Genomic DNA, 24,112 nt, shown 5'->3' with positions numbered 1-24,112 from the left:
CACAGCGTCTGTAACGTTATGGGGGAAACGCGTTGTAAGTGCGCGTTGAGTTGTTTCTTAAGTTTGCAAGCGAAGTCACGACTCGCTAACCTTGCCAGCCTTAGAAATCGTTCTACTTATTGGCAAAAATAGAGGTTTGGCATGGAATTGGTTTGTCTCGATTTGGAAGGTGTTCTGGTCCCGGAAATCTGGATCAATTTCGCCAAACGCACCGGTATCAAAGAGCTCGAAGCGACTACCCGCGACATTCCAGACTATGACGTGTTGATGCAGCAGCGCCTGCGTATCCTGCGTGAGCACAAGCTGGGCTTGCCCGATATTCAGGCGGTGATTGCCGAGATGGGCCCTCTGCCGGGTGCTCGCGAGTTTTTGGCCTGGGTGCGCGACCATTTCCAGCTCATCATCTTGTCCGATACGTTCTATGAATTCGCCAAGCCGCTGATGGAGCAACTCGATTTGCCGACGTTGTTCTGCCACAAGCTCGAAGTTGCTGACGACGGCACCATCACCGATTACAAGCTGCGTCAGCCAGATCAGAAGACAATGGCCATTAAGGCTTTCCACTCGCTGAACTATCGCTGCATCGCCGCTGGTGACTCCTATAACGACACGGGCATGCTCAGCGAGGCCGAGCAGGGCATTTTGTTTGATGCGCCAGAGAATGTGATTCGTGAGTTCCCGCAGTTCCCGGTTACGCACAACTACGAAGAATTGAAGGCCGAGATTCGCAAGGCCTCGCTGCGCAAGATTCCCTAAGCGTTATCGCCTAAACGAAAAAAGCGCCTCAGGGCGCTTTTTTTATGCGGGCAGCGAGAGGTTCAGCGCTGCTCTAAGGCTCGCATGATGCCACCCATTTTGTTGCCACATTCTTCCCATTCGCTTTGCCACTGTGAGTCCAGCGTGATGCCGCCGCCGGCCCAAGTGCGCAGCGTGCCGTCTTTCAACACCAGTGTGCGGATGGTGATGTTGCTGTCGAAATGGCCGCTGGCATCCCAGTAGAACAAGCTGCCGCAGTAAAGACCGCGCGGCGTTGGCTCTATGTCTTCGATAATTTCCATGACACGTTTTTTCGGCGCGCCAGTAATGGAGCCACCGGGGAAGGCATCGCGCAAGACACTGGCGATATTGGCATCGGCGGCCAGCGTGGCCTCAATGGTAGTGACCAAATGATGCACCTGACCAAAGCTTTCCAGTGCGCAGAGCTGCGGTACTTGCACGCTACCGATCACTGCGTGCTTGCTCAGGTCGTTGCGCAGCAGGTCGGTGATCATGATGTTTTCGGCCATGTCTTTGGCGCTGGCGAGCAGCGCACTGGCTTCTGCGGCATCGGCAGTGGCATCGGTTTGACGGCGGCGCGTGCCTTTGATCGGGCGTGTGGTAATGCGTTGTTGGTGGATGCCCAGAAACTGTTCCGGGGAAAGGCAGAGTATTTCGCCCCAAGGCAAACGCCAATAAGCCGCATACGGGGCGAGGGCGAGCGGGCGCAGCGTTGGGTAGGCATCCCAGAGCTCGCCTTCACAGCGGGCTTCATAGGCTTGCGTGTAATTGACCTGATAGCAGTCGCCCGCGCGAATGAAGTCGTGAATGCGGGCAATGTCGGCGGCGTAGCGAGGTTGCGAAGTCAGGGCCTGGAATGGCGCAGTGAGCTGCAAAGGCTGGCAGGGAGCGGCGGTGGCCGATTGTAGGCGCGCCAACCAATCGGGCCAGGTCTGCGCATTCAGGCTCCAAGCAAAGCAGCGGCGCTGCTCATGATCCCAGACACAGCCCTGATCGTAGTAGGCGAGGATGGCGAGCGGCCAGTCATCGTGGCGCGGGGTCGGCAGGCCGCGCTCGCTGGCGCTGGCATAGCCTAGACAGCCCATGACACCTTGGACAAAGGGCCAGTCTTGCGCTGCTTCGAGGCGAGCCTGCTCGGGGCCACCCCAGTCTTGCAGCCCTTGCATAACCGCAAAGGCATCGGCATCGCTGGCGAGGTGGGTGGCGGGCCAATCGGTGTGTTGCCAGCCGGCTGGGGTTTGCCACGAGTAGGCGCGGGGTGCGGCCACTAAGATGTCCCAACGACCGGCCGCTTGGCTGTCTAGCAGCAACGGCCAAGGCAGGTCGCGAACGGCCGCTAGGGCCGCTTCGGGTGAGTCAGTCCAAGCCAACTCATGGAGGCGCATCAGCGGCTTCCAGTGCCCACGGCGTCGCCTGCAGATGGCGCGCCTTCAACGGGAAGCCAGTAACCCGCACTGATGTCTTCCGCAAGCCAGTTCAGGACCGCTTCGGGCAGCTGCGCCAGATACGCGGCGAGCTGGCGGCGGCCGGTCAGCAGTTGCGGCAAATACGGCTTAACGGCATCTGGCACCGTGACTACCGCCCCGTTACGCCAGAAGGTTTGGGTCTGAGGCTCCCAGAGCCAGCGAGAGGCTGGATCGCGCAGCAAATCAATGCCGTCGCTGAGCGCAGCACGAAGGTCAGCCAATGTGCAGGGCTCGCCTTCTGGCTCATAGTCGTCGTACTTTGCTTCGCTAAGGAAGGGCGCGAGTGCCGTTGGGAACAGCAGCGGTTGTTGTAGCCAGCTTTGCAAGGTCGTGGCGAGCGTGGCGACATCACTCAGGCCTAATTCGCTGGGGTGCATGGGCAGGGCGCGACCCGCGTCGCTATAGAGCTGCTCGGTACCGCGCTCAAGCAGCACCGCATCCACGACTTGTTCCAGAATATGACCCAAGGACGGCGCGCGGAAGCCCACGGAGTAAGTCAGGCATTCGGTTTGTGCCACACCGAAATGACCCAAGCCAGGCGGCACATAAAGTAGGTCGCCTGGGCCGAGAGTTTCATCAAAGGTGACGGGCATGTCGGCAATGAGGCGAAGCTGAGCATGCTCAAGACGCGGGGTATCGTCGTTGCATTGCTCGCCTAACTGCCAGCGGCGCTGACCTGGACCCTGCAACAAAAACACGTCGTATTGGTCGAAGTGCGCGCCCACGGAGCCACCGGGCACGGCATAAGACACCATGACATCGTCGATACGCCATTCCGGCACGAAGGCGAAGTGGTCTAAGAGATCGGCAAGTGGCGGCAGGTAGTGGTCAACAGCCTGAACCAGCGCGGTCCATTTGCGTTGGCTGAGCTTGCGCCAGACCGTGGGGTGAAACGGGCCTTCGCGCATTTCCCATGGCTCAGCGCCATCTTCAACGATGACCCGGCTTTCCACATCTTCCGTTTCGGCCAGTTCCAGCAGTTCCTTGGGCTCAAGCAAATGGGCCAGATCCGGAAAGGCGTTACGCACCAGCAGCGGTTTCTTCTGCCAGTAATCGCGGAGGAATTCGCTGGCGCGCAGGCCACCCAGCCAAGGTAATGGGGCGTCGGCTAGGCAATCGGCAACAGCATGGGGTGTGAGCAGCATGGGCAATCCAGAGTCGAGTAATTAGACGCGTTGCGCTTGCGCAACGGCGTTGCCGATGTAGCTGGCGGGCGTTAGGGCGCGCAGTTCGGCTTTGGCCGACTCTGGCATGTCTAGGGTGTCGATAAAAGTCTGCAAACGCTCACGATCAATGCCTTTGCCACGCGTCAGCGCCTTTAGCTTTTCATAGGGTTCATCGATGCCGTAGCGGCGCATGACCGTCTGGATGGCTTCGCCCAGCACTTCCCACGACGCATCGAGATCGTCCGCCAAGCGCTGTTCGTTCATTTCCAGCTTGGCTATGCCCTTCAGCGCAGCATCGTAGGCAATGGCGCTGTGCGCGAGGCCAACACCGAGGTTACGCAGCACGGTGGAGTCGGTGAGGTCACGCTGCCAGCGCGAGATTGGCAGTTTCTCGGCGAGGTGACTGAGGATGGCGTTGGCCAGGCCGAGGTTACCTTCCGAGTTCTCGAAGTCGATGGGGTTGACCTTGTGCGGCATGGTCGAGGAGCCGACTTCGCCTTCCTTCAGCTTCTGCTTGAAGTAGCCGAGCGAGATGTAGCCCCAGACGTCACGATCGAAATCGATGAGGATGGTGTTGAAGCGGCGCACGGCATCAAAGTATTCGGCGATGTAGTCGTGCGGCTCGATCTGCGTGGTGTAGGGGTTGAAGGTCAGCCCCAACGAGGTCACGAAGGTCTCGGCATTGGCCTGCCAATCCACTTCCGGGTAGGTCACCAGATGGGCGTTGTAGTTGCCCACGGCGCCGTTGATTTTGCCCAGCAGCGGCACGGCGGCGAGTTGTTCAATTTGGCGTTGCAGACGGAAAGCGACATTCGCCATTTCCTTGCCCAGCGTGGTCGGCGAAGCGGTCTGGCCGTGCGTGCGCGACAGCATGGAAATGTCAGCGTAGCGGTGCGCGAGACCACGGATGGCATCGGTAACGGTCTGCATTTGTGCCTGCACGACATCACGACCGGCTTTCAGCATGAGCGCGTGCGAGAGGTTGTTAATGTCTTCCGAGGTGCAGGCGAAGTGGATGAATTCGCTCACGGCAGCCAGCTCCGGCAAGGCCTTTACGCGATCTTTTAGGAAGTATTCCACGGCCTTCACGTCGTGGTTGGTGACGCGCTCGCTATTCTTGATCCACTCGGCATCCTCCAACGAGAAATTGCTCACCAGGGCATTCAGAAATTGCTGCGCTTCGGCACTGAAGGCTGGCACTTCGGCCACGCCGGGCAGGGCGGACAAGCGCTGAAGCCAACGCACTTCAACTTCAACACGGGCGCTGATCAGGCCAAATTCGCTGAAGATAGGACGCAGGGCGTCGACCTTGCCAGCGTAGCGACCATCGACCGGTGACAGGGCGGTCAGCGTGGTGGATTGAGTGAATTGCGCCATGACGGGCTCCGAAGCTGCAAAGGGAAAGAGGGCGTTTTGAGGGCGCGAAGTTTACACCGATTTGGCGATTTCGCGGATTTCCCGAAGGATTTGCCCACGGGTAAAGATTAAGTGCCAGCGGCGTCCACCGAGGCGACGCCAGAGCCAGGCTGCTCGCACACCGGCCAAGAGAATGGCTCGGATGCGTTCGGCCATGCCCGGTGCCTGCAATTGCTTGGCATCGCCCCGAATTTGCACACGGAAGCGCAGCTGACCGAGGCTGTCTACGTAAGCGGAGCCGAACAGGTTGTTCAATTCAGTGCTGCTCATGTCAGGGTTCATGACGCGCTGACGATTGATATTTTCCAAGCGGGTGCGGAGGGTATTTTGTACGCCTTCGTGTTCATTAAACTGGCCCTCCACCTGAATCACGCCCAACGCAATGCGAATAATTTCGCCCGCGTTCTGCAGGCCGCGACCCTGCTCTAATAGGCAGCCTTCAAGCCAGCGCAGGCCAGGCTTAAGGCCGTCGATGCTGGGGTAAATCTCGCTGATGTTGTCGGTATCCATCACCAACACCGTCTGCGTGAGGAAGGCTTCCACCGAGCTATCTGTGCTGCCTTTGCGGGCCAGTTCATTGGCTAATCCAGCCGCTTGAAAAATGGCTGCAAGGGCCAGGGTTTTATCACGATTCAATTGGCTCATGCCGGAACAGTCTCCTCAATCACGCCGCCACCTAAGCAGACGTCACCTACATAAAACACCACGGATTGACCCGGCGTGACCGCCCGCTGAGTCTCTTGGAAATCAACACGATAACGTGCGCCATCATGCACCACGGTGCAGGCTTGATCGGGTTGGCGATAGCGCGTCTTGGCGGTGCAGGTCAGCGGGAATGCCGGAGGCTCCCCCGCCACCCAGTCAATCTCACGTGCAAACAGGGAGCGACTCATCATAAGTGGGTGTTCATGACCCTGACCAATCACCAGGACATTACGCGCCACGTCTTTGTGCACGACATACCATGGGGCTTCATCGGCATCTTTCAAGCCGCCAATACCAATGCCCTGGCGCTGCCCCAGGGTGTAATACATCAGCCCTTGGTGCTCGCCAATGACCTCGCCTTTATCGGTCTCGATGGCGCCAGGCTGTGCCGGCAAGTACTGCGCTAGAAAGTCTTTAAAGCGGCGCTCGCCAATAAAACAAATGCCTGTGGAATCTTTTTTGGTGGCGGTGGCTAAACCGAGCTCCGCGGCAATGCGGCGAACCTCCGGCTTCTCGATCTCGCCCACAGGAAACAGGGTTCTGGCGATCTGGGTACCGGCAACGGCATGCAAGAAATAACTCTGATCTTTGTTGGCATCCACGCCGCGCAAGAGCTGCGCCGGATTGCCCGCACTGCGGCGGGTGTAATGACCGGTAGCGATGAAATCGGCGCCGAGCTGCAAGGCGTAGTCGAGAAAGGCGCGAAATTTAATTTCTTTATTGCAGAGAATGTCAGGGTTTGGGGTGCGACCCGCCTTGTATTCGTCGAGGAAGTGCTCGAATACGCGGTCCCAGTATTCGGCCGCAAAGTTGGCTTGATGCAGCGTAATGCCTAGGCGATCACACACCGCTTGGGCATCGGCCAGGTCTTCCCGTGCGGTGCAGTAATCTGTGCCGTCGTCCTCTTCCCAGTTTTTCATGAACAGGCCTTCCACGGCATAGCCTTGCTGCATCAGCAGCCAAGCGGATACAGAGGAATCGACACCGCCGGACATGCCAACAATGACTTTTTGGCCAGAAGGCGGGCGGTCTGTTTTAACGGATGAAGAATCTAAGTTCATGTTGGGCTGGCGCTATGCACGGCAATTCCGGAAACTAGGACGCTTATGTTAACGGATTGCCAGCACCATGACAGCGAAACAGGCACTGACACACCTTGATGAACACGGCGCGGCACGCATGGTGGATGTGGGCGACAAGCCCGACACCGCTCGCGAGGCCATTGCCAGCGCGCGCGTGCGCATGCAGGCCTCTACCCTCGCGATGATTGTGGCGCAGGGGCATCCCAAAGGCGATGTGCTGGCCGTGGCGCGTATTGCCGGCATTCAGGCGGCTAAACGCACATGGGAGCTGATTCCGCTCTGTCATCCGCTCATGCTCACCGGCGTGAGTGTGACGCTGGAGGCCGATGAGTCGCTGCCGGGCTTACAAATCCGCGCGCGCTGCAAGGTGAGCGGACCCACTGGGGTGGAAATGGAGGCGCTAACAGCAGCCTCGGTGGCGGCACTCACGGTGTATGACATGTGCAAGGCCGTGGATCGCGGCATGGTAGTGGAACAAATTCAGTTAGAAACCAAGTGTGGCGGTGCCAGTGGTCATTGGCAGCGCGATGCCTCTTTAGTCCGTTGATGAGAAGTTGAATCATGGCTCCCCGCATTACTGTTCGATATTTCGCGCGTTTTCGAGAAAAACTGGGTCTGAGCGAGGAAGTGATTGAGCTCAGGCCGGACATGCAGACAGTAAACACCTTGCGTGCCGATTTGGCCTTGCGCGGCGATACCTGGGCGGCGCTGGTGGGGCCCGAGGCTAGCGCTGTGATGGTGGCGCTGAATCAAAACCTACTGAATGTGAGCGGTGAAGTAGAGCTGAACGACCACGATGAAGTCGCGTTCTTCCCGCCAGTCACCGGAGGCTGAGTGATGACTCAGGAGCCTTGGCGCGTTGAGATAGCCGACAAGACCCTCTCACCCTATTGCCCGGCGGTTGAAGCCTGGCAAGCGCTGGCGGGCGTCGGTGCCACCGTGACGTTTACCGGCCAGGTGCGTCGGGCAAGTGCCTTGGGGGATGTGGACGCCATAGATCTTGAGCATTACCCCGGCATGTCCGAGCGCGTGTTAAGGCAACTACTGCGTGATGCCGAGAGCCGATGGCACATCGTTGCCGGCGAAATTGTGCATCGTATTGGCTATGTGCCAGCGGGCGAGACCATTGTGCGCGTGAGCGTGGCATCGGCGCATCGGCGTGAGGCCTTTGACGCTGCGGCGTATGTGATGGATGCCTTGAAAACCTCGGCACCGTTCTGGAAACGCGAGTGGTTAAACGGACAGGCGCATTGGGTTGATGCCCCAAACGCGCACTTGCCTAAGCCCAGAGCGTAACTCCCGGCTTCACGCGTCGGCTTAGCCTAAAACGGCGCGAGCATCGGCGGTAGGAATCTCGCGGCAAGCGCCCACCGCTAAATCGTTTAGCTGCCACGGGCCGATGGCGACGCGAATCAGGCGAAGTGTGGGCAGACCTACGGCGGCGGTCATGCGCCGCACTTGGCGATTACGCCCTTCACCCAACACCAAGGCAATCCAGCTCGTGGGAATAGCAGCGCGATGGCGTATAGGCGGTACGCGCTCACTGACCACGGGCGCATCCAAGCGGGTCGCTTGCAAGGCCACGGCGGGTCCATCATTGAGCATCACGCCAGTGCGTAGCGCCAAAAGTGCCTCATCAGTGACCACACCCTCAACCTGTGCCCAGTAAGTTTTCGGCAATTTAAAGCGCGGATGCGCAATGCGAGCCTGCCAGGGGCCATGGTTTGTCAGGATTAAGAGGCCTTCCGAATCAAAATCTAATCGGCCCGCAGGGTATAGGCCTGAAAATTGCTTGTCCGCGCCGCGTTGTCCCGAATAGAGCACATCGGCAAGCGTTTGTTTGCCCTCATGCGCACTGAACTGGCTCAAAACCTGAAACGGCTTGTGCAGCAACAGCAGTCGTGCAGGTTGCTGTGTATCTGCTGGCTCAGGCCGTGGTCGATTATGCCTGTTTGCGGGTGTTGGTGTGGGCATGGGAACTCTTGGGGGCAACAAAACGGATGAGTATACTCGTCTGAAACAAGAACGATTTCATCAATCGCACCTTGGCGCTACCCGCGCCGCACTTGAGACGGAGTACCTGCAGAATGGGTTACCAGAAGATCACGGTTCCGGCCGACGGCGACAAAATCACCGTCAACGCCGACCTGTCGCTGAATGTTCCAAACTATCCCATCATCCCCTTCATTGAAGGCGATGGTATCGGCGTTGATATCACGCCGGTCATGAAAAAAGTGGTTGATGCCGCAGTCGCTAATGCCTACGGCACCAAGCGCGCGATTTCGTGGATGGAAGTCTATTGTGGCGAGAAAGCCACTAAAGTTTATGGCCCCGATGTATGGATGCCCGCTGAAACCTTTGATGCCCTGCGCGAATACGTGGTGTCTATTAAAGGCCCGCTGACGACTCCCGTGGGTGGCGGCATTCGCTCGCTGAACGTGGCCCTGCGCCAGGAGTTGGATCTGTACGTCTGTATCCGTCCGGTGCGTTGGTTCCCCGGTGTGCCCAGCCCGGTATCACACCCAGAGCTCACCGACATGATTATCTTCCGTGAAAACTCGGAAGACATTTACGCCGGCATTGAATGGAAGGCGAACAGCCCAGAGGCTATTAAGGTCATTAAGTTCCTCAAAGAGGAAATGGGTGTTACCAAGATTCGCTTCACTGAAAACTGCGGCATTGGTATTAAGCCGGTGTCTAAAGAAGGCACGCAGCGTTTGGTACGCAAGGCCATTCAATACGCCATTGATCATGATGAACCCTCGGTGACCCTAGTGCACAAAGGCAACATCATGAAGTACACCGAAGGTGCCTTCAAAGAGTGGGGCTACGAGCTGGCGGCAGAGCGTTTCGGTGCCACCTTAATCGACGGCGGCCCATGGATGAGCCTGAAGAACCCTAAGACGGGCAACCCCATCATCATCAAAGATGTGATTGCCGATGCCTTTTTGCAGCAAATTCTGATGCGGCCGTCAGATTACTCGGTGATCGCCACCTTGAACCTTAACGGCGACTACATCTCCGATGCCCTTGCGGCGGAAGTGGGCGGTATTGGTATTGCGCCCGGTGCCAACTTAGGGGGTTCGGTGGCCGTGTTTGAAGCCACACACGGTACTGCGCCGAAGTATGCTGGTCAGGACAAAGTTAACCCCGGTTCCATCATTTTGTCGGCGGAAATGATGCTGCGTCACATGGGTTGGTCTGAGGCCGCTGATCTCATCATTCAAGGTGTTGAACGTGCGATTGCTGCGAAAACAGTGACTTACGATTTCGAGCGTCTCATGCCCGATGCCACCCTGCTGCGTTGCTCTGAATTTGGCGATGCCATCATCAGCCATATGTAAGTCCCCGCCCTCGCGTGAGTGAACATAAAAAGCCTCCAATCGATAAAAAGTTGGAGGCTTTTTTCATTTTAGGGGCTTGTCGTCAGGGCAAAGACATCTGTTAAAGTCTTGTCATGCAGACACGAAAGCAAGAAACCACCAGTCTTACCCTCATGAACGATTCCATGCTCTCTACGCGTCACTCTTGCTCCCTGACACAGCCCTACGCGGGGCCAGATGCCGGTCACGGGGCAGGGGATGAAAATGACTTGCACGGACAGGGCGTTGCCCTGGTTGAAGTCGTTAAGCCAGAGCTTAAACACCCTCGCCGCTATCAAGTTGTGATTTTAAATGACGATTACACTCCTATGGAGTTTGTCATTGAAGTGTTGCTTCGCTTCTTTGGGCTGAACGCGGATGCAGCCACCCAGTTGATGCTACAAGTACACCATCACGGCCGTGCCGGCGTGGGTAGTTATTCAAAAGATGTTGCGGAAACGAAGGCGGCCATGGTCGTCGAATATGCACAGCAGCACGAACATCCGCTGTTGTGTCAGGCAGAGCCCATGCTTTAAAGCAATGGCAAGGAGTGGCAGGCATGTTAAGTCGTGAACTAGAACTGACCCTCAATTTGGCCTTCCGTGATGCACGCGGCAAGCGCCATGAGTTCATCACCGTTGAGCATCTCATGCTGGCGTTGCTGGATAATGAATCTGCAGTGCAGGCCTTGAAGGCCTGTGGCGCAGAAATCATTTCGCTGCGCCGGGAGCTGCAACAGTATGTAGATGAAGCAACGCCTTTGCTGCCAGTGCCTGACGGCGGCCGCGAAACTCAGCCGACCCTAGGTTTTCAGCGCGTTTTGCAACGTGCGGTCTTCCATGTTCAGTCTTCGGGTAAGCGTGAAGTTAACGGCGCGAATGTGCTCGTCGCGATTTTCTCTGAACAGGAATCTCAGGCGGTTTATCTGCTCAAGCTGCAAAGCATTAGCCGATTGGACGTGGTCAATTACCTGTCCCACGGCGGGCAGCCGGAAGAAGACTCCCGCGATAGTGACAGCAGCGATCACGAAACTGCGCCAGAAGCGGCTGCCGATAGCGCGCTGGCAAACTACGCCGTCAACCTCAATGAGATGGCGAAAAAAGGCAAGCTAGATCCGTTAGTGGGTCGAGAGCACGAAATTGAGCGGGCTATTCAAGTCCTCTGCCGCCGTCGCAAGAATAATCCAGTGCTGGTGGGCGAACCGGGCGTTGGCAAGACTGCGATAGCCGAAGGCCTGGCCTGGCTGATCGTGGAAAAGAAAGTGCCGGAAGCCATTGCCGATGCTGTGGTGTACTCCTTGGATATTGGATCGCTGCTGGCCGGCACTAAATATCGCGGTGATTTCGAGAAGCGCTTCAAGGCGCTGATCAACGAGCTGACTGATCAGCCCGGCGCTGTGCTGTTTATTGATGAAATTCACACCATTATTGGCGCCGGTTCCGCCGGTGGCGGCGTGTTGGATGTGTCCAATATGCTCAAGCCTGCGCTCACCAACGGCTCGCTGAAGTGCATGGGCTCTACGACTTATCAGGAATACCGCAATCTGTTTGAGAAAGACGGGGCCTTGTCGCGTCGTTTCCACAAGATTGATGTGTCTGAGCCCACCGTGGATGAGACCTATCGCATTCTGCGCGGCCTCAAGTCGCGCTTCGAAGAGCATCACCATGTTCGCTATGCCGATAAGGCCTTGCAGATGGCCGCGACGCTGGCGGATCGCTACATCAACGAGCGCTTCCTGCCTGACAAGGCCATCGATCTGATTGACGAGGCGGGCGCCTACCAGCGTCTGTTGCCGGTGAGCCGTCGCAAGAAGGTGATTGGCGTGGCTGAAATTGAAGAAATGGTCGCCAAGGTCGCCCGTATTCCGGCGAAATCGGTGTCGTCCAATGATAAAGAAGCGCTGCGTAATCTTGAACGCGATCTGAAAATGACGGTGTTTGGTCAGGACGAAGCCATTGATGTGCTGAGTGCCGCCATCAAACTCTCGCGCGCCGGTCTGAAAGCGCCCGAAAAGCCCATTGGCAGCTTCCTCTTTGCCGGCCCGACCGGTGTGGGTAAGACCGAGGTCACCAAGCAGTTGGCTCGTACGCTGGGGGTTGAATTGGTGCGCTTTGACATGTCCGAGTACATGGAGCGTCACACGGTGTCTCGCTTAATTGGCGCGCCACCCGGCTATGTTGGCTATGACCAGGGCGGTTTGCTGACAGAGGCGGTGGTGAAAAATCCGCATTGCGTCCTCTTGCTCGATGAAATTGAGAAAGCACATCCGGAAGTCTTTAACCTGCTCTTGCAGGTGATGGATCACGGCACGCTAACCGATAACAACGGTCGTAAAGCCGACTTCCGCCACGTGGTGTTGGTGATGACCACCAATGCCGGTGCAGAAATGGTGTCTCGCTCTAGCATGGGCTTTACCTTGCAAGATCACAGTACCGACGGCATGGAAGCATTGAAGAAGACCTTCACGCCGGAGTTCCGAAATCGCCTCGACAGCGTGATTCAGTTTGCGTCGCTGCACCCATCGACGATTGTTAACGTCGTTGATAAGTTCTTGGTGGAGTTGCAGGCTCAGCTCGATGACAAGCATGTGCAGCTTGAGGTGGATGTAGACGCCCGTGCTTGGCTGGCCGAACGTGGTTACGACAAGCTTATGGGGGCTCGTCCGATGGCTCGTTTGATTCAGGAGCAGCTTAAGAAGCCACTCGCTGAAATGATTCTGTTCGGCGCGCTCGCCGACAAAGGCGGCCGTGTGCATGTGTCGGTGAAAAACGATGCCTTGCAGTTGGATGCCGAAGCGGTAGAGCGTCGTGAGCCGGCAAAAATGCACTGACTGACACGATCAGCCGCTTGAAACAAAACCGCCGGCTATGATGCCGGCGGTTTTGTTTCAAGCAGCGGTTTTCCTGTGGCAGGCGCTTTGTTACGAGAGCAACGAAGCGATCGCTGTATTGAGGGTGGTGCTCGGGCGCATCACCGCATCAATCTTGAGTGGGTCCGGCAGGTAATAGCCGCCGATATCTGAAGTCGTTCCTTGCACGCTCGCCAACTCATCGATGATGCGTTGCTCATCGGCTGTTAGCTTGTCGGCTAACGGCTTGAAGCGGGCGGCGAGAACGGTGTCATCACGTTGTTCTGCTAAGGCCTGAGCCCAATACAGAGCAAGATAGAAGTGGCTGCCACGGTTGTCGAGCTGGCCCGTTTTAGGTGAGGGGCCTTTGCTGTTGTCGAGCAGCTTGCCGGTAGCCTCATCCAGCGTCCGAGCGAGCACCTTGGCTTTGGCATTGTCATGCTTGATGCCCATATCCTCCAGGCTCACGGCCAGCGCCAAGAACTCGCCCAAGGAGTCCCAGCGCAGGTGGTTCTCTTCCACCAGCTGCTGCACGTGCTTAGGTGCCGAGCCGCCGGCGCCGGTTTCATACATGCCGCCACCGGCCATTAGCGGTACAACGGACAACATTTTGGCGGACGTTCCCAGCTCCATAATAGGGAACAGGTCGGTCAAATAGTCGCGCAGAATGTTGCCAGTAGCGCTGATGGTGTCGAGGCCACGAACCACACGCTCCAGCGTGTAGCGCATGGCGCGCACCTGGCTCATGATCTGAATGTCTAGGCCGGCGGTGTCATGCTCCTGCAGATACATTCGCACCTTTGCGATGAGTTGAGCCTCGTGCGGACGATAGGAGTCCAGCCAGAACACCACGGGCATGCCGGAGTTGCGTGCACGCGACACCGCCAGTTTGACCCAGTCGCGGATGGCCGCGTCTTTGGTCTGGCACATGCGCCAAATATCGCCAGCTTCCACCTGTTCGCTGAGCAGCACTTCGCCGGTGTCTAGGTCAGTGATATTGGCGACGCCGTCTTCGGATATTTCGAAAGTCTTGTCGTGCGAGCCGTACTCTTCCGCCTGTTGTGCCATCAGGCCAACGTTGGGGACAGTGCCCATCGTGGTTGGGTCGAAAGCGCCATGCCATTTACAGAAGTTAATGATTTCTTGATAAATGCGCGCGAAGGTTGATTCCGGCATAACGGCCTTCACGTCGCGGAGTCGACCATCGGCGCCGTACATCTTGCCGCCATTGCGGATCATAGCTGGCATGGAGGCATCGACGATGACATCGTTCGGGGAGTGAAAGTTAGTGATGCCCTTGGCCGAATCGACCATGGCCAGCTTGGGACGGTGTTCGTGACAGGCGTGCAGGTCCTGCTTGATCTCGTCCTGAAGGCTCTGCGGTAGGGTCGCGATCTTGTTGTACAGGTCGACCATGCCGTTATTCACGTTAACGCCCAGCTCTTCAAAGAGCTTGCCGTGTTTCTCGAAAGCATCCTTGTAGAAGATACGCACGCAATGACCGAACACGATGGGGTGCGAAACCTTCATCATGGTGGCTTTGACATGCAAGGAGAACATCACGCCGGTTTTGTGCGCGTCCTCGATTTCCTTTTCATAAAAGGCCACCAGTGCCTTCTTACTCAGGAACATGGAGTCGATCACTTCGCGGTCGAGCAAGGCGACCTCTGGCTTAAGCAACAGGGTCTTGCCGCTCTGGGTGATCAGTTCCATTTTCACTCGGCGGGCGCGGTCCAGCGTCATGGACTTTTCGCCATGATAGAAGTCACCCGAATGCATGTGCGAGACATGAGAGCGTGAAGCTTGGCTCCATTCAGCCATGCTGTGCGGGTGCTTACGGGCGTAGTTTTTCACAGCCGCCGGGGCGCGACGATCCGAGTTACCTTCGCGCAGTACAGGATTCACCGAACTACCGATGCACTTGTTATAGCGTGCGCGAATGTCACGCTCTTCATCGGTCTGCGGTGTTTCAGGGAAGTCGGGGATAGGGTAGCCCTTGTCCTGCAGTTCCTTGATGGCGGCTTTGAGCTGCGACACCGAGGCACTGATGTTAGGTAGCTTAATGATGTTGGCTTCCGGGGTTTGTGTGAGCTTGCCTAAGGCGTCGAGCGTATCGGGTACGCGTTGCGACTCGGACAGTTTCTCCGGAAATTGGCTTAGGATGCGGGTCGCCAGCGAGATGTCGCTGGTGACCACATTAATGCCCGCTGATGCGGCGAAAGCCTGCACGATGGGTAGAAGCGATGCCGTGGCTAAGCGCGGTGCTTCATCGGTCAGGGTATAAATAATCGTGGGTTGTTGCGTGCTCATCTCGTCATCCCGAGGTTGAGGAGGGGAAAGAGTGTCATTACCTGATACCGTAACATCAACTGACATTTACCTTGATGAAATTCAATCTAAAGTCCGATGAGAAGTGGGTGGCCGGCGATAACCCGCTCATGGTTGCAGTGATTTTCGTTTGATGCCCACGCTCGCCATGATGCGTGTCGATATCTCTTCGATGGAGGCATGGGTTGTTTTGATGAATTGCACCCCTTCGCGATTGAAGATGGCTTCGGCCGCCCGTACTTCTTTCTGGCACTGGCTTAGCGACGAATAGGGTGAGTTTGCCCGCCGTTCGTTACGGATGGCGCTTAGGCGTTCGGGATCAATGGTTAGGCCGAACAGTTTGCTTTTGTATTCGCGCAGCGAGGCCGGCAGGCGCAAGTCGTCAAAGTCATCTTCGGTCAGTGGGTAGTTGGCCACATGCACGCCAAACTGCAGTGCCATGTACAGCGAGGTCGGCGTTTTGCCCGAGCGCGACACGCCGACGAGAATAATGTCCGCCTTGTCGTAATGCTTGGTGCGAGCGCCGTCATCGTTATCCAGGGCGAAGTTCACGGCATCGATACGGTCGTTGTAGTGCGGGTTATTGGTGATCGAGTGGGATTTGCCGACGGTGTTGTTGGCCTGTGAGCACAACTCGGCCTGCAGTTTATCCACGAAGGTATCGAAGACATCCATCATGTAGCCGTTGGCTTCAGCGATCACCGCGCGTATTGATTTGTCGACAATGGTGTCGATGATGATCGGGCGCACGCCATCCGCTTCTGCCGCGCGATTGATCTCTTGCTGGGCGGTGATCGCCTTTTCCACCGTGTCGATGTAGGGCAGGGTGGTTTCCTCGAAACGGATCTCTTCGAACTGCGAGAGCAGGCTGTGCCCCAAGGTTTCGGCGGTGATGCCAGTGCCATCGGAAATGAAGAACACGGAACGTTTCATGCGGGGCCTTCAGGCGCTAGGCGCCAATTATTCATAATAGAAATGATACTAATTTTTTACGTGAATTAAGTGCTGTGTCTGAATGGGTCGAGACTGCGCAGAGGGGCGCACGCTATTTCTCATCGAAAACAGCAAGATACCTTCAGCGCACGGGCATTTGCAATGGGCTGGGCAAGGTATTCCACCTTGGTCGGGCAGATCGCTGGCAGCGAGGCAAAGCAACTGGCTATACAGTAGAATCCAACGAGGCTTGTAGGCGTGCGATCCACGTCAGCCTCATCCACCACCCCACTCCATACAGGGAGCAGCATCGTGGCAAATCTCGTCATCCCCTTTCAGAAGCTCGGCAAGCACGACGTTGAAATCGTCGGCGGCAAAAATGCCTCCCTTGGCGAAATGATTAGCAACCTCGCCAACGCCGGTGTATCGGTTCCCGGTGGCTTTGCAACCACGGCGCAGGCCTATCGTGACTTCCTTGAGCAAAGCGGCCTGAACAAACGTATCCACGATGTGCTCGATGAACTCAATGTTGAAGATGTGCTGGCGCTGGCGGAAGCCGGTCGCAAGATTCGTCAGTGGGTTGTTGAAACGCCACTGATTCCGGCGCTGGAGCAGGCTGTTCGCGCCGAGTTTGACCTGCTCACCGGTGGCAATGAGCAAATGCCTTTGGCCGTTCGCTCCTCTGCCACAGCAGAAGACTTGCCCGATGCCTCGTTCGCTGGTCAGCAAGAAACCTTCTTGAACATTCGCGGCTATGACAATGTGCTGATTGCCATCAAAGAAGTGTTTGCGTCGCTGTTCAATGATCGCGCCATCGCTTACCGCGTACATCAGGGCTTCGAGCACAAGCTGGTCGCGTTGTCGGCTGGTATTCAGCGCATGGTGCGCTCGGAAATCGGCACGTCAGGCGTGTTGTTCACGCTGGATACCGAATCCGGCTTTCGCGATGTCGTGTTCATCACCTCGTCCTATGGCCTGGGCGAAATGGTGGTGCAGGGCGCCGTTAACCCGGATGAATTCTATGTGCATAAGGGCACGCTGAATGCGGGTCGTCCAGCCGTGTTGCGCCGCAACTTGGGCACCAAAGCACAGAAAATGATTTATGCCGATAGCGGTGCTGCCGGTCGTTCTACACAAATTGTGCCGGTGGATAAGCTCGAGCGCGCCAAGTTCTCGCTGACCGATGCGGAAATTGAAGAGTTGGCCCGTCAGGCCCTGATCATCGAGAAGCACTACGGTGCGCCGATGGACGTGGAGTGGGCGAAAGATGGCGACGACGGCAAGCTCTACATCGTGCAGGCTCGCCCTGAAACCGTGAAGAGCCGCCAGAACGCCGGCACCATGGAACGCTATCTGCTCAAGCAGAAGGGCAAAGTGGTCTGCGAAGGCCGCTCGATTGGTCAGCGCATCGGCTCCGGTGTGGTTCGCGTGGTGCGTTCGATCAAGGAAATGGAAAAAGTGCAGCCGGGCGATGTGCTCGTCTCGGACATGACCGACCCCGACTGGGAGCCGGTGATGAAACGCGCCAGCGCCATTATTACCAACCGTGGCGGCCGTACCTGTCACGCGGCCATTATTGCGCGTGAACTGGGCGTGCCGGCCATCGTTGGCTGCGGCAATGCCACCGATGTGCTGAAGGATGGCATGGAAGTCACGGCATCCTGCGCCGAAGGCGATACTGGCTTCATCTACGAGGGTCTGCTCGACTTCGAGATTCAGAAAAACACCATCGACGCCATGCCGAAGCTGCCGTTCAAGATCATGATGAACGTAGGCAACCCGGATCGCGCCTTTGATTTCGCCACGCTGCCGAACGAAGGCATTGGCTTGGCGCGTTTGGAGTTCATCATCAACCGCATGATTGGTGTGCACCCGAAGGCGTTGCTGAACTACGACACGCTGCCGCGCGACATCAAGCAATCGGTCGATCAGCGTTGCGCCGGTTATGCCTCGCCGGTGGATTTCTACGTTGAGAAACTCACCGAAGGTATCGCCACACTGGCGGCGGCGTTCTATCCGAAGAAAGTCATTGTGCGCATGTCCGACTTTAAGTCGAACGAATACGCCAACCTGGTCGGCGGCAAGCTCTATGAGCCGGAAGAAGAGAACCCGATGTTGGGTTTCCGTGGCGCCAGCCGCTATGTCTCGGATAATTTCCGCGATTGTTTCGATCTGGAAGTGCGTGCGCTGAAGAAGGTTCGCGATGTCATGGGCCTGACCAACGTCGAGATCATGATTCCGTTCGTGCGCACCACCGGTGAAGCCAAGCGCGTCATCGAGCTGCTGGCCGAGAAGGGCCTGAAGCGTGGCGAGAATGGCCTGCGCATCATCATGATGTGCGAGCTGCCGACCAACGCTTTGTTGGCGGAAGAGTTCCTTGAGCACTTCGACGGCTTCTCCATCGGCTCCAACGACCTCACGCAGCTGACGCTGGGTCTGGATCGTGACTCGGGCATCGTTTCCCACCTGTTCGACGAGCGTGATCCGGCGGTGAAGTTCCTGCTTTCGCGTGCCATTCAGGCTTGCCGTAAGGCCGGCAAGTACATCGGTATCTGCGGTCAGGGCCCATCAGACCACCCCGATCTGGCCAAATGGCTGATGGAAGAGGGCATTGATTCAGTCTCGTTGAACCCAGACTCCGTGTTGGAAACGTGGTTCTTCCTAGCGGCTAACCACGGTAAGTAAGCTGGGTTGATGCGTCGTGGAAAGGCGGGGAAACCCGCCTTTCTGCTATCTGAACTGAAGTGAAGTGAAGTGATTTTGTTTGAGGCAAAGGCAATATGGCGTTTCATGCCCTTGAAAAACTCATGTTTTTAGAAAATGGCTATCGTCGAGAGTTCATCGTCGATGGCATTCCGCTGTTACTCATACAAGAGGATGGTCAGCGCTATCTGATTCGCAATCAATGCCCGCATCGCGGGGCGGCGCTAACCGAGGGAGCGATCACCGCTGGCGCCATTCGTTGCCCGAATCATGGCTGGTCGTTTAATTTGTCGGATGGCCAATGCCGTCTGCCCGCGCCAGGCCCCTGCTTAACGCGATATAGCCTGGTGTATGAAGGCAATCAGATTGGTGTGGTGCTTTAATTCGCCGCGAGTGAGCCACCATAAAGACGTGTATAGCGTCCGGTAACGCGCTCTACGTAGTCTTGCGTTTCCGTAAACGGTGGAATGCCACCGTACTTATCAACGTTGCCTTCACCTGCGTTATACGCGGCTAGTGCCAGCGACAAGTCCCCGTATCGCTTCAGCAGATAACGCAGATGCTTGGCTCCGGCATTGATATTTTGCGCGGGGTCCCAGGCATCGGTAACGCGGTAGCGCTTGGCGGTAGCCGGCATGAGTTGCATTAAGCCTTGCGCGCCGGGGCCCGAGCGCGCCTTGGGGTCAAAGCCGGATTCGGTATGTATCACGGCTTTAATCAGGCCAAAATCTACATCGTATTGTTGGGCCGCTAAGCGAATGCTGTCATCGAACGCATTACGATTTTTGCTGGCACTGGCCTTAACGGCCATTTCCGTTTTGCCCCAATTGCGGTAACTGTGCACATTGGTGTCTGGGTACCACGTCACTTTGACGAGTCGCCGGTATTGCTGGCGGTCTTGGCGCAAAGGCTTGCGTTGTTTATCGACTTGGTTGGTGAGCAGCACATTGCCATCGGCATCTTGAAAACGATAAAGCTCGCCTGCGCTTGCGCCGCTGGAGGCGAGCAAAACTAAAGATAAGCTGCTGGCAAACAAATAACGCTTCATGACACACACTCTTGAGTAAGCACAAATTGTCGCACTCGACCCGCGCAGGGTAAAGTTACCCTTTTAGTCATTCGCTTGGGAGAGCCGCCATGTCTTTTGTTACCTGTGATTTATGTGATGAGTTTCCAGAGGCTGTTCGTGTCTGCGAGCCGATGTTTGCCAACTACGGAGGCCTCAATGCCTTTGGCGGTGCCATTGTCACGGTCAAGTGCCACGAAGATAACTCCCGGGTTAAAGAGTTATTGGCCACACCCGGCGAAGGTCGAGTGTTGGTGGTGGATGGTGGCGGCTCTTTGCGCTGTGCCCTATTGGGGGACTTGATCGGGGCGAGCGCGGTTAAGCAGGGCTGGGCGGGTGTGATTGTGTATGGCTGCGTGCGGGATGTGGATGCGCTGGCCGAGCTCGATATTGGCATTCAAGCCATTGCTGCCATCCCGTTGAAGAGCGTGCGTAAGGGCGTGGGCGAAGTCGGCCTGCCCGTCACCTTCGCTGGCGTGACCTTTACGCCCGGGGAATACGTCTATGCCGACAACAACGGCATCATCGTATCGGCACAAAAACTGATCTAAGCGGCCTAGATTACATCCAGCCCGCTTGTTTAAGGGTTTTATGGAGCTTGAAGCAGGCTAGTGCCGTTAAAGCCAGTACCGTCGGGTAAGCATATTCAAATTGCAGCTCGGGCATGTGCTCAAAGTTCATGCCGTAAATGCTGGTGATCAGGGTGGGTAGTGCTAATAGGGCGGCCCATCCTGCCAATCGCTTCACCACTTCGTTTTGCTTCACGGTCACCAAGGACAAGTTGACCTGAATCGCGGCCGTGAGCAGCTCATTAAGGGCATCAATGGCCTCGTTGATGCGCGTGCAGTGATCGGCAATATCGCGGAAATAGGGCTGGATAGCGGGGTGAATAAAATCATCCTGGCCATGGCTCAGTTCTTGTGCGATGTCCTGCAGTGGTGCCGAGGCAAGGCGCAAGGTAATGAGCTCGCGCTTCAGCTCATACAAACGCTTGATGGTGCCGCGCTTGTACTGCGGTTGGAAAATATCTTGCTCCAGCTTATGCAAGGTTTGCTTAAAGTCATCGACGATGGGCGCGTAGTTATCCACGATAAAATCGAGAATGGCATAGAGCGGATAGCTGGGGCCGAAGCCTAGCTGGCGGGGTCTCGCCTCCACGCGCTGACGCATAGTGGCGTAGGTGTGTGACGGCCCATGACGAATGCTGATGAGGAAGCGATCACTAATAAACAGGTGGGTTTCGCCAAAAACGATGCAGCTGCCATTGCGCTCGGCAGTGTGCGTCACAATAAATCGCGTGTCGCCATAGGTTTCAATTTTTGGGCGCTGATGCGCGCATAGGGCATCTTCAACGGCCAGCTCATGCAGACCAAATTGCTCCTGCAGCGTATTGACCATAGCGGCATCGGGCTCATGCAAACCGATCCACAAAAAGGACTCCGGATGCGCCAGAAGAAAGGCCTTGGTGTCGGGCAGTTCGACTTTGGCGATGCGATGGCCGTCACGGTCATAAGCAATGGAATTAATGATAGCGCCAGACATACGGAGTTCCTGAGAGACAGCAGCAATGCCTTGAGCATGCCACGACTGGTCGCGGTCGGGTTGACGGCTGGTCAGAATTATTAGGCGGCAAAAGAAATTGCCCAAAATCGACAAGCCCTTAGCCCGTTCGTCTTGGCAACCCTCAGGATGTACCGACGTTGTTAAGCCAGTGTCTAGTGAAATGGGCTCTCTAGGCCATGTATCTATTTCCAGCCCTGTTGCCAGTTCTCAATATTTTTTAGATCTTGCCATTGAATCGGCATTGAGCGCTTTGTCAGAACGGCCTCGATCAAGCATAGGGTCACAACGCCTTCTTCATCGAACTCGACCTCAGTGACCATGAAATGCTTCTCTCTTGCTTGCGGCTTCTGTGCAGTCCACTTGCTGTGAAGCAGTTTTCTGGGATTAATTTTGTTCATAACGCCTCTGATGACTGAACTCAGTATTAGTCGCTTGATGCCGCAAATACATCGAGATCACTGCGCGGCGAGTCGGAGCATGATCAGACCAGCGATACCGATGTGTGCCAGTGTGATGAGTACCGATAGCATATGCAGTACCTGGAAGCGCCGGTTCTGTCCTGAATCGGCAGCGTTGTTGATGGCGGGCATCAGGATCTGACGCGTGGGGAAGGTGGTTAGCGCGATCAGGGCCAAGGCCAGCGTGCTCGGGGCATCCAGCGTCCAAGTCAGTAAGGCAGCGAGCGTGGCGACGAGGATGACGAAAGCGTAGAAGGGCGGAAATGCGGCGCGAATCAGCAGGCGCGCCTCCACCGGTGGCAGGGCTTTAAGGGCGAAGGCCGCAAAGCCGCCGGCGAAGAGCAGCATGCCGCCGAAGAGCAGGGCGGTTGCTAGCAGGGCGGCGATAAGCAGGGTGTGGTTTAGCATGACGGACTCCCGAAAAATTCACATCAAACTACCGTATCGGGTAATGCCGCACACCTGTTCAAACTTAGGGCTGTCTAACCTCAATAATCTAAGTCATTAGCGACAGTGTTAAACTGGCATTCTTGCTCCATTTTGTTGAACTCAAATTTATGTCCTCATTTTTCAAGCCATTCTTCGTACTTTCATTCATTTCGTTAGCAATGGTGCTGGCAAGCTGCGGAGACTCAAGCTCGACTAAAAACGAGTCTCAAACTCCTGCCGGCACTACTGTCCAGTTTGATAACCGCTGCGACTTAGCTCCTTTTCCCAGTGCGGAGTGGTCTCGTTGTGAGTTGGAGAACAGCGCGAAAATGTTGGAAGCTCCGCTAGAGCAACTGAGCCAGCCTGCGTTTTTGCAACGCGCAGCCGTGCAATCCGGCACCAATCTGCAAAGCTATTTCGAGCGCATCCTTAATGATCCCAGCTGGCTTTTGCTTGGACTCAACGGTCTGGATGACCCAATCCAACAACTCGTTAGCCAGCCGACAAGCTTGTTGTCTTTGAATGGGAACACGCCGCTCACCTCAGTGACCTCGACTTACGCGGGACCTGCTGTGAGTGACCCTTTTCGCTTTCCAGATTCACCAGGTACAGATGGCCAACTGTTTTATCAAACTGAAGCCGTTGTTACGCCGGTCGTATTTTTCGACCGCGACTGTGCTCGCCTCACCGGCAATATCTGGCGCCCTCGAAATGCACAAGGCAAACTGCCAGGAATTGTTATCAATAATGGCTCTGTTCAGGCGCATGAACCTGCCTACTGGTGGGCCGCTCAAGCACTCGTCCGCGCTGGCTATCAAGTGATGACCTATGATCCTCGAGGACAAGGCCGGTCTGACTTCTTGACCCCAGCTGGTGGTACGGGCACCAATATCAACCCCAGCGTTTTTTGGTTGGGCCTGGTGGATGCCATCGATTTCTTTAGGTCTTCACCCTCCCGAGTAGCTCCCAATAATCAACGATGCTCTCTTGCTTACCGTACTGAGACCACGGCCTTCAATCCCGAGTATGCCGCGTTAGATTTGGAGCGCTTGGGTCTGGCTGGGCATTCGCTGGGCGCCATTGGGGTGTCAGTGGTTCAAGGCTATGGCGCTACCGGTGCAGATCCTTGGCCGGGTCAATTGGATAACGCTAACCCTGTTGATGTGATTGTGGCCTGGGATGGCTTGCTGCGCCCTCAGGGTGGTTTGATTGGCGGTGCTTTTCAAGGCGGTGGTGTGGGCTCCATACTAAACACGATTGGCGTCACTGATCCTCTATTTCGTTTAGCGATTGAGCGAGGCCTGCCCAACTTCGGGATTCGTGTTCCCGCCATGAGCCAGGGTTCGGATTACGGCGTGATTGTCTCCCCATTCTTGACACCTCCAGACCCTGAACAGCGTCTCAAGCTGGGTTTTGACGCCTGGTCTGCTGCCGGTATGCCTGTATATGACCTAACACTGCGCGGTTCGACTCACTTCGATTGGAGTTTGATCCTTGGTTTGCCGGCAACATCCTGGTGCGCGAAAGTCGTTAATGATCATTGCGAGGGTGGTTGGGGCATGCCGACTGCTCGTTACTACACAGTTGCTTGGTTTGATCGCTGGCTGAAAAAGCCAACTGAACTTGGCTTCTCATCGGCGGATGAAAAGCTCACTGCGCTAGACGGCGAGTTTGGTCGTGACCGAATGAGTTTTCGCTATCGGTCAGCATTTTCTTTTAAGCGCCGATCGGGAGAAAAGGCAGCCTGCAACGACATCAGAGCAGCTTGCTTGGTCTCAAAAAATTAAGGGGGTTAGGCTTTATCAATAAG

At 56.3% G+C, this 24,112-nt stretch carries 23 protein-coding genes; 11 read left to right on the top strand and 12 right to left on the bottom strand.

Annotated features, from left to right (window positions below; all coding sequences use genetic code 11):
* Positions 1-141: 141 nt before the first annotated feature.
* Entirely contained in the window at positions 142-756 is a 615-nt protein-coding gene (thrH, locus tag A8710_RS08635) for a bifunctional phosphoserine phosphatase/homoserine phosphotransferase ThrH (RefSeq protein WP_068859698.1), read from the top strand.
* A 62-nt stretch (positions 757-818) separates the two neighbouring features.
* On the opposite strand, the gene pabB is transcribed toward thrH, so the two are convergent.
* The 5 genes from pabB to mnmA are packed head-to-tail and all read right to left on the bottom strand — an operon-like array spanning position 819 to position 6,591.
* Entirely contained in the window at positions 819-2,162 is a 1,344-nt protein-coding gene (gene pabB, locus A8710_RS08630) for an aminodeoxychorismate synthase component I (RefSeq protein ID WP_068859696.1), read from the bottom strand.
* Entirely contained in the window at positions 2,162-3,388 is a 1,227-nt protein-coding gene (locus A8710_RS08625; RefSeq protein ID WP_068859694.1) for a JmjC domain-containing protein, read from the bottom strand. Before A8710_RS08625 ends, pabB begins: the two co-directional genes overlap by 1 nt.
* A gap of 21 nt (positions 3,389-3,409) precedes the next feature.
* The gene (gene purB / locus A8710_RS08620) at positions 3,410-4,786 is read right to left on the bottom strand and encodes an adenylosuccinate lyase (protein ID WP_068859692.1); all 1,377 of its coding nucleotides are present in this window, start codon (positions 4,784-4,786) and stop codon (positions 3,410-3,412) included.
* 51 nt (positions 4,787-4,837) lie between these two features.
* A complete protein-coding gene (locus A8710_RS08615; RefSeq protein ID WP_068859690.1) occupies positions 4,838-5,470 on the bottom strand; it encodes a lysogenization protein HflD in 633 nt (210 codons plus the stop codon).
* A complete protein-coding gene (mnmA, locus tag A8710_RS08610) occupies positions 5,467-6,591 on the bottom strand; it encodes a tRNA 2-thiouridine(34) synthase MnmA (protein ID WP_068859687.1) in 1,125 nt (374 codons plus the stop codon). Before mnmA ends, A8710_RS08615 begins: the two co-directional genes overlap by 4 nt.
* Positions 6,592-6,658: 67 nt before the next feature.
* Between mnmA and moaC the strand changes: the two genes are divergently transcribed.
* The 3 genes from moaC to A8710_RS08595 are packed head-to-tail and all read left to right on the top strand — an operon-like array spanning position 6,659 to position 7,908.
* Positions 6,659-7,159: a cyclic pyranopterin monophosphate synthase MoaC gene (gene moaC / locus A8710_RS08605; RefSeq protein WP_068859685.1), complete on the top strand. Its 501-nt coding sequence runs from the start codon at positions 6,659-6,661 to the stop codon at positions 7,157-7,159.
* Positions 7,160-7,173: 14 nt separating this feature from the next.
* Positions 7,174-7,446, top strand: a complete 273-nt coding sequence (gene moaD, locus A8710_RS08600) for a molybdopterin converting factor subunit 1 (protein ID WP_068859683.1) — start codon at positions 7,174-7,176, stop codon at positions 7,444-7,446.
* A gap of 3 nt (positions 7,447-7,449) precedes the next feature.
* The gene (locus A8710_RS08595; RefSeq protein WP_082968756.1) at positions 7,450-7,908 is read left to right on the top strand and encodes a molybdenum cofactor biosynthesis protein MoaE; all 459 of its coding nucleotides are present in this window, start codon (positions 7,450-7,452) and stop codon (positions 7,906-7,908) included.
* A gap of 21 nt (positions 7,909-7,929) precedes the next feature.
* Here the strand turns inward: A8710_RS08595 and A8710_RS08590 are convergent, their stop codons facing one another.
* A complete protein-coding gene (locus A8710_RS08590) occupies positions 7,930-8,586 on the bottom strand; it encodes a pseudouridine synthase (RefSeq protein ID WP_082968755.1) in 657 nt (218 codons plus the stop codon).
* 113 nt (positions 8,587-8,699) lie between these two features.
* Between A8710_RS08590 and icd the strand changes: the two genes are divergently transcribed.
* From icd to clpA, 3 genes are all read left to right on the top strand, one after another.
* Positions 8,700-9,956 carry an NADP-dependent isocitrate dehydrogenase gene (gene icd / locus A8710_RS08585; RefSeq protein ID WP_068859681.1) on the top strand — a complete coding sequence of 419 codons (1,257 nt, stop codon included), beginning with the start codon at positions 8,700-8,702 and terminating at the stop codon, positions 9,954-9,956.
* Positions 9,957-10,120: 164 nt separating this feature from the next.
* Positions 10,121-10,510 (top strand): ATP-dependent Clp protease adapter ClpS, encoded by a 390-nt coding sequence (gene clpS, locus A8710_RS08580; RefSeq protein WP_068859679.1) that lies wholly within the window; start codon positions 10,121-10,123, stop codon positions 10,508-10,510.
* A gap of 23 nt (positions 10,511-10,533) precedes the next feature.
* A complete protein-coding gene (clpA, locus tag A8710_RS08575; protein WP_068859677.1) occupies positions 10,534-12,804 on the top strand; it encodes an ATP-dependent Clp protease ATP-binding subunit ClpA in 2,271 nt (756 codons plus the stop codon).
* A 90-nt stretch (positions 12,805-12,894) separates the two neighbouring features.
* Here clpA and A8710_RS08570 read toward each other — a convergent pair whose 3' ends face one another.
* Positions 12,895-15,132, bottom strand: coding sequence for an NADP-dependent isocitrate dehydrogenase (locus A8710_RS08570; RefSeq protein WP_068859675.1), 2,238 nt, complete (start codon positions 15,130-15,132; stop codon positions 12,895-12,897).
* A 126-nt stretch (positions 15,133-15,258) separates the two neighbouring features.
* Complete coding sequence (gene ppsR / locus A8710_RS08565; RefSeq protein ID WP_068859673.1) at positions 15,259-16,083, bottom strand: posphoenolpyruvate synthetase regulatory kinase/phosphorylase PpsR; 825 nt, start codon at positions 16,081-16,083, stop codon at positions 15,259-15,261.
* A gap of 312 nt (positions 16,084-16,395) precedes the next feature.
* Here ppsR and ppsA point away from each other — a divergent pair, with 312 nt between their 5' ends.
* Positions 16,396-18,768, top strand: a complete 2,373-nt coding sequence (gene ppsA, locus A8710_RS08560; protein ID WP_068859671.1) for a phosphoenolpyruvate synthase — start codon at positions 16,396-16,398, stop codon at positions 18,766-18,768.
* 122 nt (positions 18,769-18,890) lie between these two features.
* Entirely contained in the window at positions 18,891-19,169 is a 279-nt protein-coding gene (locus A8710_RS08555; protein WP_198341643.1) for a Rieske (2Fe-2S) protein, read from the top strand.
* Here A8710_RS08555 and A8710_RS08550 read toward each other — a convergent pair.
* The gene (locus A8710_RS08550; protein ID WP_068859667.1) at positions 19,166-19,834 is read right to left on the bottom strand and encodes a lytic transglycosylase domain-containing protein; all 669 of its coding nucleotides are present in this window, start codon (positions 19,832-19,834) and stop codon (positions 19,166-19,168) included. The genes A8710_RS08555 and A8710_RS08550 overlap by 4 nt on opposite strands.
* Positions 19,835-19,923: 89 nt before the next feature.
* Between A8710_RS08550 and rraA the strand changes: the two genes are divergently transcribed.
* Complete coding sequence (gene rraA, locus A8710_RS08545; RefSeq protein ID WP_068859665.1) at positions 19,924-20,403, top strand: ribonuclease E activity regulator RraA; 480 nt, start codon at positions 19,924-19,926, stop codon at positions 20,401-20,403.
* Positions 20,404-20,413: 10 nt separating this feature from the next.
* Here the strand turns inward: rraA and A8710_RS08540 are convergent, their stop codons facing one another.
* From A8710_RS08540 to A8710_RS08530, 3 genes are all read right to left on the bottom strand, one after another.
* Positions 20,414-21,394, bottom strand: coding sequence for a magnesium and cobalt transport protein CorA (locus tag A8710_RS08540; protein ID WP_068859663.1), 981 nt, complete (start codon positions 21,392-21,394; stop codon positions 20,414-20,416).
* A 203-nt stretch (positions 21,395-21,597) separates the two neighbouring features.
* Complete coding sequence (locus A8710_RS08535; protein ID WP_068859661.1) at positions 21,598-21,813, bottom strand: TIGR02450 family Trp-rich protein; 216 nt, start codon at positions 21,811-21,813, stop codon at positions 21,598-21,600.
* 57 nt (positions 21,814-21,870) lie between these two features.
* A complete protein-coding gene (locus A8710_RS08530) occupies positions 21,871-22,281 on the bottom strand; it encodes a DUF4149 domain-containing protein (RefSeq protein ID WP_068859659.1) in 411 nt (136 codons plus the stop codon).
* A 350-nt stretch (positions 22,282-22,631) separates the two neighbouring features.
* Here A8710_RS08530 and A8710_RS08525 point away from each other — a divergent pair, with 350 nt between their 5' ends.
* Positions 22,632-24,089, top strand: a complete 1,458-nt coding sequence (locus A8710_RS08525) for a hypothetical protein (RefSeq protein ID WP_068859657.1) — start codon at positions 22,632-22,634, stop codon at positions 24,087-24,089.
* Positions 24,090-24,112 lie beyond the last annotated feature (23 nt).

It is taken from the genome of Perlucidibaca aquatica (assembly GCF_001676655.1).
In the GTDB taxonomy this organism is placed as follows: Bacteria; Pseudomonadota; Gammaproteobacteria; order Pseudomonadales; family Moraxellaceae; genus Perlucidibaca; species Perlucidibaca aquatica.
This window is presented reverse-complemented; position numbering and strand designations above follow the sequence as displayed.

Bases quoted from the DNA above. Each gene is read 5' to 3' on its own strand.
- thrH (WP_068859698.1), top strand. From the start codon at position 142: ATGGAATTGGTTTGTCTCGATTTGGAAGGTGTTCTGGTCCCGGAAATC.
- pabB (WP_068859696.1), bottom strand. From the start codon at position 2,162: ATGCGCCTCCATGAGTTGGCTTGGACTGACTCACCCGAAGCGGCCCTA.
- A8710_RS08625 (WP_068859694.1), bottom strand. From the start codon at position 3,388: ATGCTGCTCACACCCCATGCTGTTGCCGATTGCCTAGCCGACGCCCCA.
- purB (WP_068859692.1), bottom strand. From the start codon at position 4,786: ATGGCGCAATTCACTCAATCCACCACGCTGACCGCCCTGTCACCGGTC.
- A8710_RS08615 (WP_068859690.1), bottom strand. From the start codon at position 5,470: ATGAGCCAATTGAATCGTGATAAAACCCTGGCCCTTGCAGCCATTTTT.
- mnmA (WP_068859687.1), bottom strand. From the start codon at position 6,591: ATGAACTTAGATTCTTCATCCGTTAAAACAGACCGCCCGCCTTCTGGC.
- moaC (WP_068859685.1), top strand. From the start codon at position 6,659: ATGACAGCGAAACAGGCACTGACACACCTTGATGAACACGGCGCGGCA.
- moaD (WP_068859683.1), top strand. From the start codon at position 7,174: ATGGCTCCCCGCATTACTGTTCGATATTTCGCGCGTTTTCGAGAAAAA.
- A8710_RS08595 (WP_082968756.1), top strand. From the start codon at position 7,450: ATGACTCAGGAGCCTTGGCGCGTTGAGATAGCCGACAAGACCCTCTCA.
- A8710_RS08590 (WP_082968755.1), bottom strand. From the start codon at position 8,586: ATGCCCACACCAACACCCGCAAACAGGCATAATCGACCACGGCCTGAG.
- icd (WP_068859681.1), top strand. From the start codon at position 8,700: ATGGGTTACCAGAAGATCACGGTTCCGGCCGACGGCGACAAAATCACC.
- clpS (WP_068859679.1), top strand. From the start codon at position 10,121: ATGCTCTCTACGCGTCACTCTTGCTCCCTGACACAGCCCTACGCGGGG.
- clpA (WP_068859677.1), top strand. From the start codon at position 10,534: ATGTTAAGTCGTGAACTAGAACTGACCCTCAATTTGGCCTTCCGTGAT.
- A8710_RS08570 (WP_068859675.1), bottom strand. From the start codon at position 15,132: ATGAGCACGCAACAACCCACGATTATTTATACCCTGACCGATGAAGCA.
- ppsR (WP_068859673.1), bottom strand. From the start codon at position 16,083: ATGAAACGTTCCGTGTTCTTCATTTCCGATGGCACTGGCATCACCGCC.
- A8710_RS08555 (WP_198341643.1), top strand. From the start codon at position 18,891: ATGTTTTTAGAAAATGGCTATCGTCGAGAGTTCATCGTCGATGGCATT.
- A8710_RS08550 (WP_068859667.1), bottom strand. From the start codon at position 19,834: ATGAAGCGTTATTTGTTTGCCAGCAGCTTATCTTTAGTTTTGCTCGCC.
- rraA (WP_068859665.1), top strand. From the start codon at position 19,924: ATGTCTTTTGTTACCTGTGATTTATGTGATGAGTTTCCAGAGGCTGTT.
- A8710_RS08540 (WP_068859663.1), bottom strand. From the start codon at position 21,394: ATGTCTGGCGCTATCATTAATTCCATTGCTTATGACCGTGACGGCCAT.
- A8710_RS08535 (WP_068859661.1), bottom strand. From the start codon at position 21,813: ATGAACAAAATTAATCCCAGAAAACTGCTTCACAGCAAGTGGACTGCA.
- A8710_RS08530 (WP_068859659.1), bottom strand. From the start codon at position 22,281: ATGCTAAACCACACCCTGCTTATCGCCGCCCTGCTAGCAACCGCCCTG.
- A8710_RS08525 (WP_068859657.1), top strand. From the start codon at position 22,632: ATGTTGGAAGCTCCGCTAGAGCAACTGAGCCAGCCTGCGTTTTTGCAA.